The organism is Campylobacter sp. RM16188, assembly GCF_012978795.1.
Taxonomy (GTDB): Bacteria; Campylobacterota; Campylobacteria; order Campylobacterales; family Campylobacteraceae; genus Campylobacter_A; species Campylobacter_A canis.
In genome coordinates this window covers 66731-82526 of sequence record NZ_LIWQ01000007.1, presented here as the reverse complement: position 1 = coordinate 82526, position 15796 = coordinate 66731, and the positions used below count along the sequence as shown (strand labels likewise).

Sequence of the window (15796 nt, the reverse complement as noted above, 5' to 3'; positions counted from 1 at the left end):
TCTCCTAGCCTGCCAAGTCTTCGTAAATTTTATAGATTTTATTAGCCATTATATCTTTTGTAAAATTATTTTTTACGAACTCTCTTGCGTTTTTTTCAAATTTATTTCTTTGTTCGTCGTTTTGCAACATTTTTATAAGAGCGATCTCTATCTCATTTTTATCAAAATTAACAAGGCTAAAATTTGAACCGTCATATAAATCCTTAATGCTTCCTACATCGGTTGCGATGCAGGCTTTATTCATTAAAAGAGCTTGCATTAAAGACTGAGGAACTCCTTCGCTGGAATCTGAAATAAGCATAAAAACATCAAGAGCGTGCAAAAAATTAGCAGGTTCTTCGCAATGACCTATCATTTTTACATATTCGTCCATATGATGTTCTTTTATAAAGGTTTTAATATCGTCTTTTTTCGGACCTTCTCCTGCGATTACAAAAACAACGTCTTTAAATTTGTCGTGCAGATTTAGTGCGATTCGCAAAAAGACATCGTGGCGCTTAAATGCACGTAAAACCGAAAGCATGCCTACATAAATTTTACCTTTTTCAAGTCCAAAATTTTGCAAGCATTTATTTTTATCGTAAATTGTAGCATCAAATTTCTTTTCGTCTATGCCGGTGGGTATGGATGAAATTTTATATTTATCTATACGATTTTCTTTTATCATCGCTTCTTTTACACTTTCACCGGTTGTAATAATAAAATCTGCAAGAGAATTTATAAAATTCAAACGAGAAGGGTTGATTTTATTTGAAAGATGTCTTGTGCGGATAAATTTTATGCCTGCTATTTTTGCAGCAAGACCTCCAATCCAGGTATCTTTACCGCTGTGAGAGTTAAGTATGTCGATCTTATTGTTTTTTATAAATTTAATCAGTTTAAAAATAGTCTTAATATCATAAGATGAGTTAAAGTCAAAATGAACTACTTGTAAGCCTGCCTGCATAGCTTTTTGTGAAATTTTGGCATGGCTTCTGCAAGCGATAAAAATCTCGACTCCGTATTTTTCTTTTAGAGCAAGTGATTCGTTGATTATGCGTATCTCTTGTCCACCCCATCCGTCGGACCATTCTGTGTGTAAAATTTTGAATTTTTTATACATATTACGGCTTTGTTTTTTAATTTAAAATTTATTTTAACAAAATAAGGCAAAAAGTGAAATAAAAATATCTTACTATGTTTTAATGAATTTTAGATATAATCCAAATCTTTTAGGAGATACTTTGAGCGCAAAAATAGCTATTAATTATATTGAAAATACGGTAATAACACTACTTTTTATATTTTTTATCACAGAGCATCATGTTGAATTTACGGCAGTTAAAAATATCTCTCTTTATCTTGCCTTGTTGCTTGTTTTAAGTTTGATTTTTACGGATTTTAAAAGACGAATTTCAAATATAAAATCAAATTTTTTAAATGCCAAATTTGAACTTTCTTTTCTTGGTGTTTTTGTTGCGTATGCTTTTATTGTCTCGTTATTTCCTTATAGTTATGAGTATGACTCTTTTAAAAACGCATTTAAAGAGTTTGGGCGCGGAATTGCTTTTTTATTGATTATTTTAATTCTGGCAGACGGAAATAAAAATAAAGAGAAGATTTTCTTCTATAGTATTTTGGCTGCATTTTTTTGCATCACTATTTATTATTGCTATCCTCTTTTTAGCGAGTTTGACAAAATTTCAAGCGCTAATTTTGAGGAGGGAAGGATCATAAATCGAAAATATGCTCTTTTTGCAGATAGATTTATGGTTTTTGCTCTTATTGCTATTTTTCTTTTTAGGCAATATTGGCTTAAATCTTTAGCTATTGTGTTTTGTTTGCTAGTTGTTGTGATGGATATATTTACGGGAGCTAGAGGAAGTTGGCTAAGCGTTTTTGCAAGCTTTGTCCTGCTGTTTGTAGCTTTATTTTTTAGCTCTTATAAGGAATTTTTAAAAGCTAATTTTAAAAAGATAGCTGTTATTTGTATTGTTGCAACGGCTCTACTTGGATTTATATTTGCTAATTCGTCTGTTTTTATATATAAATTTTCTCAAGGAACTTACAGTTCCGGGCGCGATCTTATCTTAAAAGAGAGATTGCCGATACTTTTTAGCAGCGATAGGGCGTTTGTAGGTCTTGGGTATGGACCTGAGCTTTACGATCAGTTTTTAAGCGATAAGATGGATGAAACCGGAATTGAGTTTTTTATGATGCAGGTGTATGATTCAAGGAGGCATTGGTTTAACGATGAGCCATTTTTCATCGGAAACTATTACTATTTTGGAGTTATCGGCACTGCGGCTTTATTTTTGGCATTTATTTCGTTGCTAATATCTTCTTTTAAAGAATTTAGAAGAACTCAGAATCTACTATTTTTAGGAGTTTTTATATCTACAATTTCGTATTTTGGCATAAGAGGACTTTTTGAAACTTACAATCTTAGAATTTTATATCTTTTTTATATGATAGGCTTTTTTGTGCTGATTAAAGCAAAATTTTCAAACCCTAGCAAAACGCAAGAAATTACTTAAATTTCCTATTTCTAAAATTTGAATACAGATTGCCGATTATAGGCGTTGAGTATATCTTTAGCTTCTTTTTAACTCTAAAGATATAGGTTTTGTCATCCTTTGAGTTGTTTGATATGTCTATGCGGCGAATTTTAAATTTATCATCACCTACGCAGTATCCACCATCAATAACACTAAAGGCGAAGTCGTATTTGGATTTTTTGATTAATCCCATTGAAGTTTCGTTGAAGTGCCCTTTTGGCCAGCAGAAACCAAACTCTTTTTTATTTGGAAAAATTTCTTTGATTTTTTCTTGCGAGCTTTCAAATTCGTCTTTTATAAGCTCTTTATCTTGGCTTTTGCAAGAAAAATGCGTCGCCGTATGACTATCGAATTCAAAGAGCCCACTATCTCTCATCTCATAAATTTCATCTAAGTTTAAAAAATATTCCAAATCTTTGTTGCAGTTAATTTTGCTGTGAGGCTTAAAGTTAAAATTTTTATGCTTTAATTCATTTATATCGTCTGTAATCAAAAAGCAAACCGCAGGAATTTGAAGTTCTTTAAGGATTGGAAAGGCAAATTTGTAATTATCAAAATATCCGTCGTCAAAAGTTAGCAGCACACTCTTTTTCCTAGGCTTTTTACGCTCAAACAATATATCTTTAAACTCACGGTAGTTTATAAATTTAAATCCCATATTGCAAATTTCTTGCAGTGTTTTTTCAAAAAGTTCGGGAGTTATCGTAAGGTCGTCTTTTATAGGGGCGCAATGGTGCATGGTTAAAATACAAACAGGATGTGTCATATTTGCTCCAAGAGAGTCTTTATATGATCTTTAAGCACAGAGTGATCGTGATTTTGCTTTACGTATTCAAGAGAATTTTGTGTACATTTTTCCTTTAAATCTTTATCGGATATAAATTTAATAATATTTCTAGCCAGAGAATTTGAGTCTTTATAGGCTGCGCAAAGCCCTCTTTCTTCGTGCTTTATAAGAGTGCTCATGGGTTTTTCATCATAAACCACTATAGGGGTTTGAGCGCACATAGCCTCCAATAAAACTGTGCCAAGGCCTTCTGAATGACTTGCAAGAGCATATACATCGTAAGATTTTATAAGATTTACGCTATCTTTTCTAAAGCCGGTAAAAATAATATTTTCTTTACTATCAAACATCGCTGAAATTTCATCTTTAACCTCATCTCTGATACTTCCGCCAAACACTATTGTTGCATCTTTATGCGTCTTTAAAATTTCTTTCGCCGCCAAAGCGAAGTCATAAACCCCCTTTTTTCTGTATAAAGATGTAAAAGTACCTATGACAAGAGGGTTTTTTATACTTTGTTCTTCTTTGAATGTGCTTTGTATAGAGCTTAAATTTTTCGTATCTACGGTGTCAGGTAAATAAAATAGCTTATTTTCATTTACTCCAACTTCTTGCATGTATTCACGCACGCTTTGAGATATGTAAATGATCTTATCAAACATAAATTTATGCATAAATTTTGACGCTACACCCTTGACGGGATACATATTGTGACGCTCTCTTGCAAATTTGACACCTTTTTTTCTAAATATTCTTGCTATTGCGCCATTCCAACTATCCGTAGAGCCGTGAGTTATAACTAAATTGATATTTTTATCTTTGATTATTTTGCACAGTGTAGGAATGCTTTTATGGTAAGTTTTTTTGCTCATCTTGCATTCAAAAACTTCAAATCCTTTCTCTTTGGCGACTTCTGAAATTTGAGAATTCGGATTGCAAAATAGCATTACATTATGCCCCAACTCACGCGATAAAACCATTTCGTTTATTACTTTATTTTGCTGACCGCCCCAATTATAAAGCGTTTCAGTGTGCAGTATGTTCATTTAGTTTTTCTTTAATTTTTGATTTTATTTCTTCTATCTCTTGAGCGTCAAATTCGACTAGACAATTACTTATTTTTGAGCCGTTGCAGCCGTCTTTTTGACAGGCTACGCACTCCCAATCTTTTTGAAAGACATAGTGTTTGCCCACGCCTTGATTGCCTCTTGCTTTTTCATAGCTTTGCTGCGCTTCATTATCCCAAGGAGCCCAAATTTGCGCATTGCTCGGTCCAAAAAAAGCAATGCAAGGTGTATCATTTGCGGCTGCTATGTGCATGATAGCCGTATCTACGCCGGCATAAAGAGCTGATTTTTTACTAAGGGCGGCCACTTGCTTTAAATTTAATTTGCCTCCTAAATTTAAAGGAGTTGATTTGCAAATTTTAAGCACGCTTTCTAGTTTTTTTAACTCCGTTTCGTTATCGTCGCTTGTTAGCACAACTTGCACTTTAAGCTCGTTTTGGCAGTAGTCGATTATCTGTGCCGCTACCTCATCGTTTATGCATTTAAACATCCATCTGCTGGTTATGTGCATATGCACGAAAATTTCCGGAAGCTTAAGATGAGATATCAAATTTTCATCAAATTCTATACTCACTTTTTTTGTTTTAGGCTCAAATCCAAGGGCTCTAAGAGCGTCTAAATTTATCTCAACCATATGCTTTGGAGTATCTATTTTAGGCACTTTATGAGTAATTAGTCTATTTAGCGTTTTATTTTTGCCTTCATATCCTACGATTTTTTTAATTTTGGCGTATTTTGCTATGATGATACCGCGATCGCCTGTTGTGGTTTGAATGGCGATATCGTATTTTTCTTTTTTTATGGCGTGTATGTATTTTAGTTCGGTTATCACTTTTTTAAAAAAGCTTGAATTTTGCACTTTTGCCCTATCATAGATATGGATTTTACGGATATTAGGATTTCCTTCTATCATGGCTTCGCAGCCTTTATTGAGTGCGAAATCAATATCCGCACCTGGAAAATGATAACGCAAATTTTCAATCAAAGGAGTGGTTAATAACACATCTCCGATATTTCTAAATTTCATAATTAAAATTTTAAGTCTTTTTTCTTTTTTCATTTTATATATTTCCAAAATGTGTATTGAGCGTAAAGTTTTGCGATTACGTATCCTCGCCAACCGTCCATGAAGCCTTTTTTTAGGATAAAAAGCCTAAAAAACGTCCAAGCCGGATTAAAAATCGCTTTAAATTTGCTTTTTTTGGCGCCAAGGCTAGAGTAGCGATTTTGTTTGGCGATAAACTGCTCTATACTCTCGTAGGCGTAGTGCTTTAGAGGATTTTTTAATTCTCCGGTATCGCCTTTTACAACTACCTTTTCATGCACCTCTTTGTCGTTGAAATTTGCTCTATTTTTGTTAAAAAGCCTGACGGTAAAATCAGGATAAAGCCCCATACTTCGCACCTCTTTACCAAAAAACAAATTTAGCCTAGCTACTTTGTAAGCATCAAATTTGGGCTCTTTAAGCACGGATAAAATTTCATCTTTTAGTAAAGGCATTATAACCTCATCGCTATCAAGAGCAAACACCCAGTCGCTACTCGTAAGCTCTACCGCAGCGCGCTTTTGCTTGCCAAATCCAAGCCAGCTTTGATGCTGAAATTTGACATTTTCAAACCGCTTGCAAATTTGCTCGGTTTTATCGCTTGAGCCGCTATCAAGCACTATGATCTCATCTGCAAAACTTGCACTTTGTAAAACTTCTTTTAAGTATTTTTCGCTGTTAAAAGTTAATATTACGACGCTTAGCATCTATAAATTTCCTCGTTAAAATGCTTAAATCGCTTGTGAAACCAAAAATACTCATCAGGCTTTTCTCTTATAAATTTTTCTGTCGCATCCGCTTGCGCTTGTGTGGCTTTTAAAACGGCCTCTTCTTTATCAAATTCCTTAACGTCAATCGGCTTAAAAAAGCAAATTTCGCTTTTGTTTTTATCCTGCGTTCTTATAAAAGCGGAGATGATAATCGCACCCGTTTTTTGGGCTAAAATGCTTGCTGCAGGTGTATGAAGAACCTTTTTGCCAAAGAAATTTACTTCTATGCCGTCGCTTTTTGCAGTGTTTTGATCAACTAAAATCCCAACAGGTCTGCGCTCTTTAATGCTTTTTATGATCTGCTTTGCCCCGCCTGTTTTATCGATCATGAGTATATCAAATTGCGTGCGATTTTTGGCTAAAATTTTTTGCATTGCCGGGCTATCAAGCTCTCTTCCTACAACTGCGGCTTTTCCAAATTTAGCAGCCATCGCAAGAGCAAAAAGCTCCCACTCGCCGTAATGTGCGGTTTGAACTATTATCGGGCGATTTGCATTTAATGCGTTTTCAAAAATTTCAACATTTTTAAAGCTAACTTTATCTAAGACTTTTTGTTTTGTCGTGTCTTGATTTTTGATGAAATTTATAGCGAATTTCGCGTAATTTTTATATGTGTTTTGAATGATCTCTTCGCAAACTTGCTTGTTAATCTCGCTTCCGTAGGCGAAATTTAGATTGGTTCTTATGATTTTAGTATGCTTTTTGTCAAATTTATAAAATAAAAACGCAATAAAATTTAAAATCGGATTTAGTATAAAATCAGGCAGGATAAAGATCAGAAATTTAAAAAACAGATATAAGCAAAGATAGCCAAAATCACGCATTAAGCAGCCTTTTTGCGGTATTGGCAACTAGGCTTGGCAAAATTTCCCTTATGCAAAGATCGCTTTTGTCTATCTTTCTTGCATCTATTTTTTTGCCTGTGTCAATTGTCTGATTTATGGGGGTTAAAAAAGCGTTTCTATGGCTAGGACGGTTGCCAAAAAGCGTGATAGAAGCGACGTTTTGCGCCCAAGCAAGATGAGTTATACCGCTATCGTTTCCAATCACCAAATCACATCCGGAGATAAAATCCACCATCTCTTTTAAGCTTAGCCTTTTAAGCAGCTTTGCATGAGTATCTTTTGCGATCTCTTTGGCTTTTGCTAGCTCTTTTGTGCCTGCATGACACAAGTAAATTTCAAAATCTTTAAGCGAATTTATGACTTCTTTGAATTTATCATAGCACTTGCTCTGTTCGCTTGCAAAAGGCGCTATCAAAATGCGTTTAGTTTCATTTGAAGGCCGTGCGGGTATAGCACTAAAGCAAGGTTGCTTTGCTAAAATTTCCTCTTTGCTGAAGCTGAAATTTAAGGCGTTTGCAACTAGGCTTAGGTTTCTAATTATGATATTTTCTTCGTAGTCAATGCTAAATTTATGCTTATAAAAGTAGCTTGCAAAGCTTTCTTTGACGCTGTTTTTATCAAATCCGTAAGTTTCATCGCCTAAAATTTTAGCAACTACGGCTGATTTGATAAGGCCTTGCAGGTCTATTATCACGTCAAATTCGCTCAAATTTTTTAAGATCTTGTAGCTTGTTTTAAACTCTTTTTTCTTTAGCGGCAAGCTTACAAGCCTGTTTATCAAAGGATGATCCTTTAAAATTTCGCTAAATCTCTCATCTACTATCCATGTTATGCGTGCGGCGGGCAAATTTCTTTTGATAAATTGCAATACTATGCTTGCGTGAATTATGTCGCCAAGAGAGGAGAGCTTAATGATGGCAATGCTTAAATTTGAGCCTTTAAAATCAGAATTCATTTACCGCTTTGTCTTAAAATTTGATATGATTTTACAAATATTTGGCTAAAAAAGGTTTGAAATGGCTAAAAATTATATCTGCGTGTTTGACTGCGAGACCATCCCGGATGTGGCGCTTTTACGCCAAATTTATGGCTATAAGGGAGATGATTTAAGTGTTTGTAAGCAGGCGTTTGCAGCTCAAAAAGAACTTAGCGGAAGCGAGTTTTTGCCGGTGTGTTTTCATAAAGTTGTTGCTATCTCTGCTGTTATGGCGGATGAATTTGGTAAATTTTTGCGAGTTAGCACGATGAAAGGAGCCAACGAGCATGAAATTTTGGCTAAATTTATAGGATTTTTAAACGAACACAACCCGCGCTTAGTTAGCTTTAACGGGCGAGGATTTGATCTTCCTATGATAATGGTGCGTGCCATGAGATATAACCTTTCAAGTCCGGCTTACTTCGAGAGTGAAAATAAAGAGCTTAACAAAAACAAATGGGAGAACTACCGAAGCCGTTATGACGGACGATTTCATCTTGATTTGCTTGATCATATCAGCGATTTTCGCGCCGTTAGTGGACTTAAGCTTGATACGCTTTGTGCGAGCTTAAATTTGCCGGGCAAATACGACGTGCATGGCGATCAGGTAACTGATATGTTTTTTAGAGGTGAGCTTGCCAAGATAAATGAATACTGCGAATCAGACACGTTAAATACCTATTGGCTTTTTCTTAAATACGAGCTTTTGCGCGGAAATTTAACGAGCGAGGATTATGCCGATTTCTTAGCCGCAATGAGTGAATTTTTGCTTAAAAACTGCCCTGAGATGAGTTATACTCCGGTTTTTTGCGAGGCTGTGGATATGGAGCTTGCGAGATTAAGAGGTGAGCTTGATTATGAGATTGTGCATCTCCAAGAGGACGCTTGGGATGAGACTTGTGAAGAGTTTGAGGCTGTTGATGTCGGTAAGCTTGATGAGCATTTGGCAAAGAGTGGTCTTGAAGGCTTGGTAAAAAAAGGAGGCGAGGTTAAATTAAAATCAAAAGCCGAGCCTAAATTTGAAGAAAAACTACCGGAGATAAATATCGACGAGGAGTAGTTGTGTCTTTTAAATTTAGACGGAATTTATATGCTTAAATCAAAAAGGAATGCAGATGAAAATTTTATTAACGGGAACCGCGGGATTTATCGGGTATCACCTCTCTTTAGCGCTTGCAAAGCGTGGCGATGAGGTCGTGGGGTTTGATAATATAAATGACTATTATGATGTCAATTTAAAATATGCAAGGCTTGAAAACGCGGGCTTTAGCAGACAAGATATCAAAGAAAATGAGCTCATAACATCTAAAAAATATCCGAATTTACATTTTATTAAAGCTGATTTGGCTGATTTGGCCGTGCTTGAAAGGCTTTTTAGCGAATTTAAATTCGATTGTGTCGTAAATTTAGCCGCTCAAGCCGGAGTTCGCTACTCGCTAATCAACCCTCATGCTTACGTGCAAAGCAATCTGGTCGGCTTTGTAAATTTACTTGAGTGCGCGCGTAAATTTGAGCTTAAAAATTTTGTCTACGCAAGCTCAAGCTCAGTTTATGGATTAAACGAAACGATGCCTTTTAGCACTCAGCACAGCACAGAACATCCTATAAGCTTATATGCCGCAAGCAAAAAGAGCAATGAGCTTATGGCGCACACTTATAGCCATCTTTTTGGCTTGCCGACTACGGGACTTAGGTTTTTTACGGTGTATGGACCTTGGGGACGACCTGACATGGCTTTGTTTTTATTTGTCGATGCGGCGCTTAAAAATAAGGAGATAGATGTCTTTAATCACGGAAAGATGAAACGCGATTTTACTTATATCGATGACATCGTAAAAGGCATAGTTAAATGTGTGGATAATCCTGCGCGCAAAAACGAATCTTGGAGTGGTTTAAACCCCGATCCTGCCACATCAAAAGCGCCTTATAAAATTTACAATATCGGGAACAATAATCCAGTTGAGCTGATGGATTATATAAAGGCTATCGAGATAAAAATCGGGCGCGAGATAAAGAAAAATTTCATGCCTATACAAGCGGGCGATGTGCCTGCTACATATGCCGATGTGAGCGGGCTTATCAACGACTTTGATTATAAGCCAAGCACAAGCGTAAATGATGGTGTGGCGAAATTTATAGAGTGGTATGTGGAATTTTACGGAGTTAAAATTTAAAGCTTTTTATTGATATTCTATATAATGAGGACAAAATTTAAAGGATAAATTCGAGATTTTCACTTGCTCTTTTTGATTTTAAATTTTGTCTTTTAGCTGAGATGTTTTATATGATATCAAAATCAAAAAACCTCAAGTCTGCTTAGTAAGTCAGGATAGAAATTTGCTAAGCAGAAAAGGCAAAATATGCGAGCATCTAAGGATTTAGCGGTAGAGTTTTATGCTCATCAACTTCTTCTAAAAAATCTTATTTAAATCAATAATATCTAAAATTTAATTTGTCTAGTTTGCTTGGTATAGATAAATTCTCAAAATAAGCTTTTAAGAATTACGGAATTGCTTTAAAGACAAAATCGATTATAAACGCAGTATACGAATGAGTTTAAGAGCCCGTCCGAGTGATCGGACGGGGATATATTATTTAAAGTTTAGATTTTTAACGTCTTCGTCAAGTTTCTTTAGCCTATCTGATGGAGGAGTGCCGACTAGACCATGGTGAAGCTCAATCTTGGCAGGTGGCTCAGGTATAGTAGCTTGTTGTGTTAGAGCTATTGTTATACCGTATTTAGATAGAGCGTTAGCTAGGTGTAGCTGACCCTCTCTTGCTACTGATTGGCATTGGCCTGTGATTCTTGCAGCCTCTTGTGGTCCGTGGAATCCATAGCTGTTTTCGCTAAACGCAAAGTCCCATCTGATGTGAGCTTTTCTTTGCATCCATAACGGCTCTTTTAGCACTTCGCTTATAGCCTTTTTCTGCTCATCGGCATTAAGTCCCGCAAAATCTTTATGTTTAGCTAGCTCCGCTCTTGCGGTTTTTAGATCTTCGATTAGAGACAATAGATCGTTTTCACAATTTCTAAGCTCGTGAGCGTGGCGATTTTGTATAAACATAATTCTATCTCTTAGCTCGTCCTCGCTTTGCATGTGGCAAGTTTTGCAACTAGCCGTTATGTCTGCAAACGGAGTTTGAATTGTATGGTTTGTAACTTTCGTAGCTCCAACTCTTTTATAAGGCATATGGCAATCAACGCATGTTACACCGCTTCTAGCGTGAACGCTGGTTGAGTGTAGCTCTGCTTCAGGGTGTTGCATCTTAATCATCTTAGCGTCTGTTTGTTTGTGTCTATAGTCGGCTTGGAATAGACCCTTATCATGCACTTCGTCAAAATACTCGTCAAACATCTCTATTTTAAACGGCTCATCTTTAGGCCATTTTGTCCATGGGAAAACTAGATCCGCGTTTAATCCAGGGTAGTATTCAACGTGGCATTGCATACAGACATAATCTCTCATTTCGGCTCTTGTGGCCTTAATGCCTTGTTTTAAATCGGCCTCATAGCCACGCTTAACCATTGCATTAACAAAGCCCGGTCTTGTAACTCTTAAGCTCATATCGTCAGGGTTGTGGCAGTCAGCACAGCTTGAACCAAGGTGCGAGCCGCCGTAAGGGTCTTTACCGTGTTTTTCTTCAACCATTTTCATAACGTCAAAATATGGAATAGAGTTCATCTTCGTCCAAGCTAGCTTTCTTTTTTCTCCGTTTTCTTTATCTACTTCAAAAAAGCCCATTTCAAGCTTGCTTGACTCGGTAGGATTAGCTTGTAAAATTTTATCGTAATCAGGATCGTTCATGATTGCAGTTAAGTGTCCGGTGTGGCAGTTTACACAAAATCCCGGTTGTCCGTTAAATGCAGGAAGGCCGTGAGCGTTTAGATACTCTTTATTATTTCTCATAGTTTCGATTTGATCAATTTGAGAATAAAAATGAAGTCTAGGTCTGTTATAATCTACCGCAAATGCATATCCTTGCCAGAAAACCGTAGCTGCAGGCCATCTCATAAGCTTGCTGTATGGAAGCGAACCGGCAAAAGGGGTTTCAAAGAAAATATCTTTCATAGCTACCGTGTCATCGTATTGAGTCGGGAAATTTTTGCCCCACTCTCTGATATCAGGGTTTAAGTCGCTAACTTTGTTAAGCATTAGAGGGTAATGCCTCTCTTGCGCCTTTTTCTCACTGATATCGCTAAATAGTGCAAACATTGCCGCACCTCCGATAACAGCTATAATAAAAATTATGCTAAAAAATAGCTTGTTTTTCATTTTAACTCCTTGATGTTGTATTAGTAATTATGAGCATGACCTACTTGCCTGTGGCAAGATACGCAGCTTAATGATTCGTTTTGGATATTTGCATCGCCGCCGTGAGCTTTAGCATTTACCGAGGCTGCAGCATACTCTCCATGACACTCTATGCAGTTGTTTTGGATGACTCTTTTGCTCTTTGCGTTAGCCGCAAAAGGTACTGGATTATCTTTAGCCGTAAAAGCGTAGCTGTGCCCAAAACCGCTCTCAGCTTTCATCATCCATTTGCCTATAAAGTCATGAGGGACATGACAATCGTTACAGGTTGCAACGTGCTGATGACCGCCTCTTTCCCAGCTTTCAAACACCTGATTCATAACATGGCAGTTTTTGCAAGCCAATGGATCATCGCTCATATATGAAAAGCCTTTTGCATATACGAAGGTATAAAGCCCATGACCTAAAACAACACCGATGCTAACCACAAGAATGAGAGTAGCCAAGAAATAAGGTTGCTTTTTAGCCTTTTCTATGACTTTCAAAAAACCTCCTTATGGATAAAATAATATTGAGCAATGATACAATCTTTAAATGAAAAATTAATTGATTTATGTCAATTCTTTATAAAAAAAGTTAAATATAATAATAAATACTCTAGTAAAAACGCTTCTGTAACAAATAAGTTACTAATTAAATAAAGTTTAAATATCATTAAAAATACCGAATATTTTATTACTCTTTATTAATAAGACATTTGATAAAATTAGCAAAATTTATGCCAAAGGTTTTTGATGAATATTTTAATAACAGGAGGAGCAGGCTACATAGGCTCTCATGTTTTAAAAGCGCTTTTAAAGGAGAGTGAGCACAATATAACTGTCATAGACAACCTCTGTAAAGGCTCAATAAAAGCTGTTGAAGCACTTAAGAAGCTTAATAAATTCGAGTTTATAAATGCGAATTTGGAAGATGATTTAACTCAAATTTTTGCTGAAGGAAAATTTGATGCCATTATTCATTTTGCGGCATTTATAGAGGTTTTTGAAAGTACACAAGATCCGCTTAAATACTATCTAAACAACACCGCAAATGTAGCTAAAATTTTAACTTACTGCAAGAAATTTAACGTAAATAAATTTATCTTCTCTTCAACGGCTGCCGTTTACGGTGAACCCGATATAAGAGAGGTTGACGAGCTAACATCCCCTGAGCCGATAAATCCATACGGCAGAAGCAAGCTAATGAGCGAGATGATTATAAAAGACTATGCAGCGGCAAATAAGAGCTTTAAATTTGCGATTTTAAGATATTTTAACGTAGCGGGAGCCGATGAAGAAGGACTTATAGGGCAAAACTATCCAAACGCCACTCATCTTATAAAGATAGCTACTCAAACGGCGCTTGGTAAACGAGATAAAATGAGTGTATTTGGGAGTGATTATGACACGAGTGACGGTACTTGCATAAGAGATTATATACACGTAAGCGATCTTGCAGATGCGCATCTGTCTGCGCTTAAATACCTTGAAAACGGCTCCAGTGAAGTATTTAACGTAGGGTATGGTAGAGGATTTAGCGTAAGAGACGTGATAAAAACAGTTAAAGAAGTTAGCGGAGTTGATTTTAAGGTGATAGATGCTCCTCGCAGAGAGGGAGATCCTGCGGTGCTTATAGCAAAATCGCAAAAGATTAGAAATTTAACCGGTTGGAAGCCAAAGCGCGATGATCTGGCACTTATCGTTAAAACAGCTCTTGAATGGGAAAGGAAAATATGAAAATAGCAGTTATAGGGACAGGTTATGTGGGGCTTGTTAGCGGGGCTTGCCTAGCTAAAATGGGCAATAGCGTGATATGCGTTGATGTGGATGAAGCTAAGATAAATGCACTTAAACAAGGTATAGTGCTTATCTATGAGCCTGGACTTGCCGAGATGGTTAAGGAGTGCTTTGAAAACGAAACTCTTAAATTTAGCACCGATATAAAAGAGGCTTTAGCTCATGCAAGCGTGCTTTTTATAGCGGTCGGAACACCTATGGGAGCTGACGGACAGGCTGATTTGAAATACGTCCTTCAAGTTGCAAAAAGTATCGGCGAACACATGAGTCATTCTATGATCATAGTTGATAAATCAACCGTGCCCGTAGGAACAGGCGAAAAAGTGAGCGAGATTATCGCAAATGAGCTTAAAAAGAGAAATTTGGATATAAAATTTGAAGTCGTTAGCAATCCTGAGTTTTTAAAAGAGGGAGCTGCGATTGAGGATTTTTTAAAGCCTGATCGCGTTGTAGTAGGTTCTAGCAGCAGTTGGGGTGAAGAGGTTATGAGAGAGCTTTATGCACCTTTTATGAAAAATCACGATAGATTTATCGCTATGGACGTAAAGTCGGCTGAAATGACTAAATACGCTGCAAATTCTATGCTTGCTACTAAAATTAGCTTTATAAACGAGATAGCAAATATTTGCGAAAGGGTCGGGGCTGATGTAAATTTGGTGCGTAAAGGCATAGGAAGCGACTCTAGAATCGGCTATAGCTTCATATATCCGGGGTGCGGATACGGTGGAAGCTGCTTTCCAAAGGATGTGGAGGCTCTTATCTATACGGCTAGACAAAACGGATTTGAGCCTGAGCTTTTAAATGCGGTTGAGAGCCGAAACAAGGCTCAAAAGCGAGTTTTATTTGATAAAATTTATGAGTTTTTTAAAGGAGATTTAAAAGGTAAAAAAATAGCCCTTTGGGGACTTGCTTTTAAGCCAAATACCGATGATATGAGAGAGGCTAGCTCGCTTACTCTTATAAATTTGCTTGAAAAAGAGGGGGCGGATATCATAGCGTATGATCCAAAAGCGATAAGCGAGGCTAAAAAATATCTTCCAAATTCAACCGTAAAATATGTAAAAAGTAAATATGACGCACTTGATGAGAGCGACTGTATGGTGCTTTTAACGGAGTGGAGCGAGTTTAGATCGCCTGATTTTCATGAGATGAAAAATCGCATGAAAAATCCTGTGATTTTTGACGGAAGAAATCAGTATAATGCTAAAATTTTAAAAGATCTTGGATTTAAATATTTTCAAATAGGGGTAAAGTCATGAAGAAATTCACATTTTTACTAGCCTTGCCGGCGGTTATTTTTGCCAGCAGCCAATTGGTAAATAATAAAATAGAGCTTAAAAAGCTTGAAAACGAAAGAGATTATAAGATTGAAGTGATCTTTGGCAAAGAGCTTAAAGTTGATTGCAACAATCACTTTTTAGGAGGAGGAAAACTTAAAGAAAAGCCTTCAAAAGAGCCTATTGCTCTTTATGAATTTGACGACAAAGCCGAGCTTGCCTCAACTATGATGTTGTGTCCTGACGGTAAAAAGAGTCAAAAATTCGTTCATTACTCTTTTACAAAAATGTTTGATTATGATAGTTACACGCCGATTGTCATTAAAGCGCCTAAAGATGTCATAGTAAAGTATAAAATTTATCAAAAGATAGATGAAAAACGCGCAGAGGTAGCAAGATAA

The 15796-nt window shown here is 36.5% G+C and carries 15 protein-coding genes; 6 read left to right on the top strand and 9 right to left on the bottom strand.

What is annotated here, in order from left to right; all coding sequences use genetic code 11:
- Positions 1 to 4 precede the first annotated feature (4 nt).
- Positions 5 to 1102 carry a glycosyltransferase gene (locus CDOM16188_RS05380; protein ID WP_172199946.1) on the bottom strand — a complete coding sequence of 366 codons (1098 nt, stop codon included), beginning with the start codon at positions 1100 to 1102 and terminating at the stop codon, positions 5 to 7.
- 121 nt (positions 1103 to 1223) lie between these two features.
- Between CDOM16188_RS05380 and CDOM16188_RS05375 the strand changes: the two genes are divergently transcribed.
- Complete coding sequence (locus CDOM16188_RS05375; protein ID WP_172199943.1) at positions 1224 to 2516, top strand: hypothetical protein; 1293 nt, start codon at positions 1224 to 1226, stop codon at positions 2514 to 2516.
- Here the strand turns inward: CDOM16188_RS05375 and CDOM16188_RS05370 are convergent.
- Genes CDOM16188_RS05370 through waaC form a run of 6 tightly spaced genes read right to left on the bottom strand, consistent with a single transcriptional unit; the run spans position 2509 to position 8006 of the window.
- Positions 2509 to 3303, bottom strand: coding sequence for a polysaccharide deacetylase family protein (locus tag CDOM16188_RS05370; RefSeq protein ID WP_172199941.1), 795 nt, complete (start codon positions 3301 to 3303; stop codon positions 2509 to 2511). The genes CDOM16188_RS05375 and CDOM16188_RS05370 overlap by 8 nt on opposite strands.
- Complete coding sequence (locus CDOM16188_RS05365; protein WP_172199939.1) at positions 3300 to 4370, bottom strand: glycosyltransferase family 4 protein; 1071 nt, start codon at positions 4368 to 4370, stop codon at positions 3300 to 3302. Before CDOM16188_RS05365 ends, CDOM16188_RS05370 begins: the two co-directional genes overlap by 4 nt.
- Entirely contained in the window at positions 4351 to 5451 is a 1101-nt protein-coding gene (gene rfaQ, locus CDOM16188_RS05360) for a putative lipopolysaccharide heptosyltransferase III (protein WP_172199937.1), read from the bottom strand. The genes CDOM16188_RS05365 and rfaQ overlap by 20 nt, the downstream gene beginning before the upstream one ends.
- Positions 5448 to 6143, bottom strand: coding sequence for a glycosyltransferase family 2 protein (locus tag CDOM16188_RS05355; RefSeq protein ID WP_172199935.1), 696 nt, complete (start codon positions 6141 to 6143; stop codon positions 5448 to 5450). The genes rfaQ and CDOM16188_RS05355 overlap by 4 nt, the downstream gene beginning before the upstream one ends.
- Positions 6137 to 7030, bottom strand: coding sequence for a lipid A biosynthesis lauroyl acyltransferase (locus CDOM16188_RS05350; RefSeq protein WP_172199933.1), 894 nt, complete (start codon positions 7028 to 7030; stop codon positions 6137 to 6139). The genes CDOM16188_RS05355 and CDOM16188_RS05350 overlap by 7 nt, the downstream gene beginning before the upstream one ends.
- The gene (waaC, locus tag CDOM16188_RS05345) at positions 7023 to 8006 is read right to left on the bottom strand and encodes a lipopolysaccharide heptosyltransferase I (RefSeq protein ID WP_172199931.1); all 984 of its coding nucleotides are present in this window, start codon (positions 8004 to 8006) and stop codon (positions 7023 to 7025) included. Before waaC ends, CDOM16188_RS05350 begins: the two co-directional genes overlap by 8 nt.
- A gap of 61 nt (positions 8007 to 8067) precedes the next feature.
- Between waaC and CDOM16188_RS05340 the strand changes: the two genes are divergently transcribed.
- Positions 8068 to 9087, top strand: coding sequence for a 3'-5' exonuclease (locus CDOM16188_RS05340; protein ID WP_172199929.1), 1020 nt, complete (start codon positions 8068 to 8070; stop codon positions 9085 to 9087).
- A 55-nt stretch (positions 9088 to 9142) separates the two neighbouring features.
- Complete coding sequence (locus CDOM16188_RS05335; protein ID WP_172199927.1) at positions 9143 to 10201, top strand: NAD-dependent epimerase; 1059 nt, start codon at positions 9143 to 9145, stop codon at positions 10199 to 10201.
- Positions 10202 to 10618: 417 nt separating this feature from the next.
- Here the strand turns inward: CDOM16188_RS05335 and CDOM16188_RS05330 are convergent, their stop codons facing one another.
- Positions 10619 to 12301 (bottom strand): ammonia-forming cytochrome c nitrite reductase subunit c552, encoded by a 1683-nt coding sequence (locus CDOM16188_RS05330; RefSeq protein WP_172199924.1) that lies wholly within the window; start codon positions 12299 to 12301, stop codon positions 10619 to 10621.
- 20 nt (positions 12302 to 12321) lie between these two features.
- Positions 12322 to 12825, bottom strand: a complete 504-nt coding sequence (gene nrfH, locus CDOM16188_RS05325; protein ID WP_253908135.1) for a cytochrome c nitrite reductase small subunit — start codon at positions 12823 to 12825, stop codon at positions 12322 to 12324.
- Positions 12826 to 13074: 249 nt separating this feature from the next.
- Here nrfH and galE point away from each other — a divergent pair, with 249 nt between their 5' ends.
- Genes galE through CDOM16188_RS05310 form a run of 3 tightly spaced genes read left to right on the top strand, consistent with a single transcriptional unit; the run spans position 13075 to position 15796 of the window.
- Entirely contained in the window at positions 13075 to 14058 is a 984-nt protein-coding gene (gene galE, locus CDOM16188_RS05320; RefSeq protein WP_172199921.1) for a UDP-glucose 4-epimerase GalE, read from the top strand.
- Positions 14055 to 15377, top strand: coding sequence for a UDP-glucose/GDP-mannose dehydrogenase family protein (locus tag CDOM16188_RS05315; protein WP_172199918.1), 1323 nt, complete (start codon positions 14055 to 14057; stop codon positions 15375 to 15377). The genes galE and CDOM16188_RS05315 overlap by 4 nt, the downstream gene beginning before the upstream one ends.
- Positions 15374 to 15796 (top strand): ecotin family protein, encoded by a 423-nt coding sequence (locus CDOM16188_RS05310; RefSeq protein ID WP_172199915.1) that lies wholly within the window; start codon positions 15374 to 15376, stop codon positions 15794 to 15796. The genes CDOM16188_RS05315 and CDOM16188_RS05310 overlap by 4 nt, the downstream gene beginning before the upstream one ends.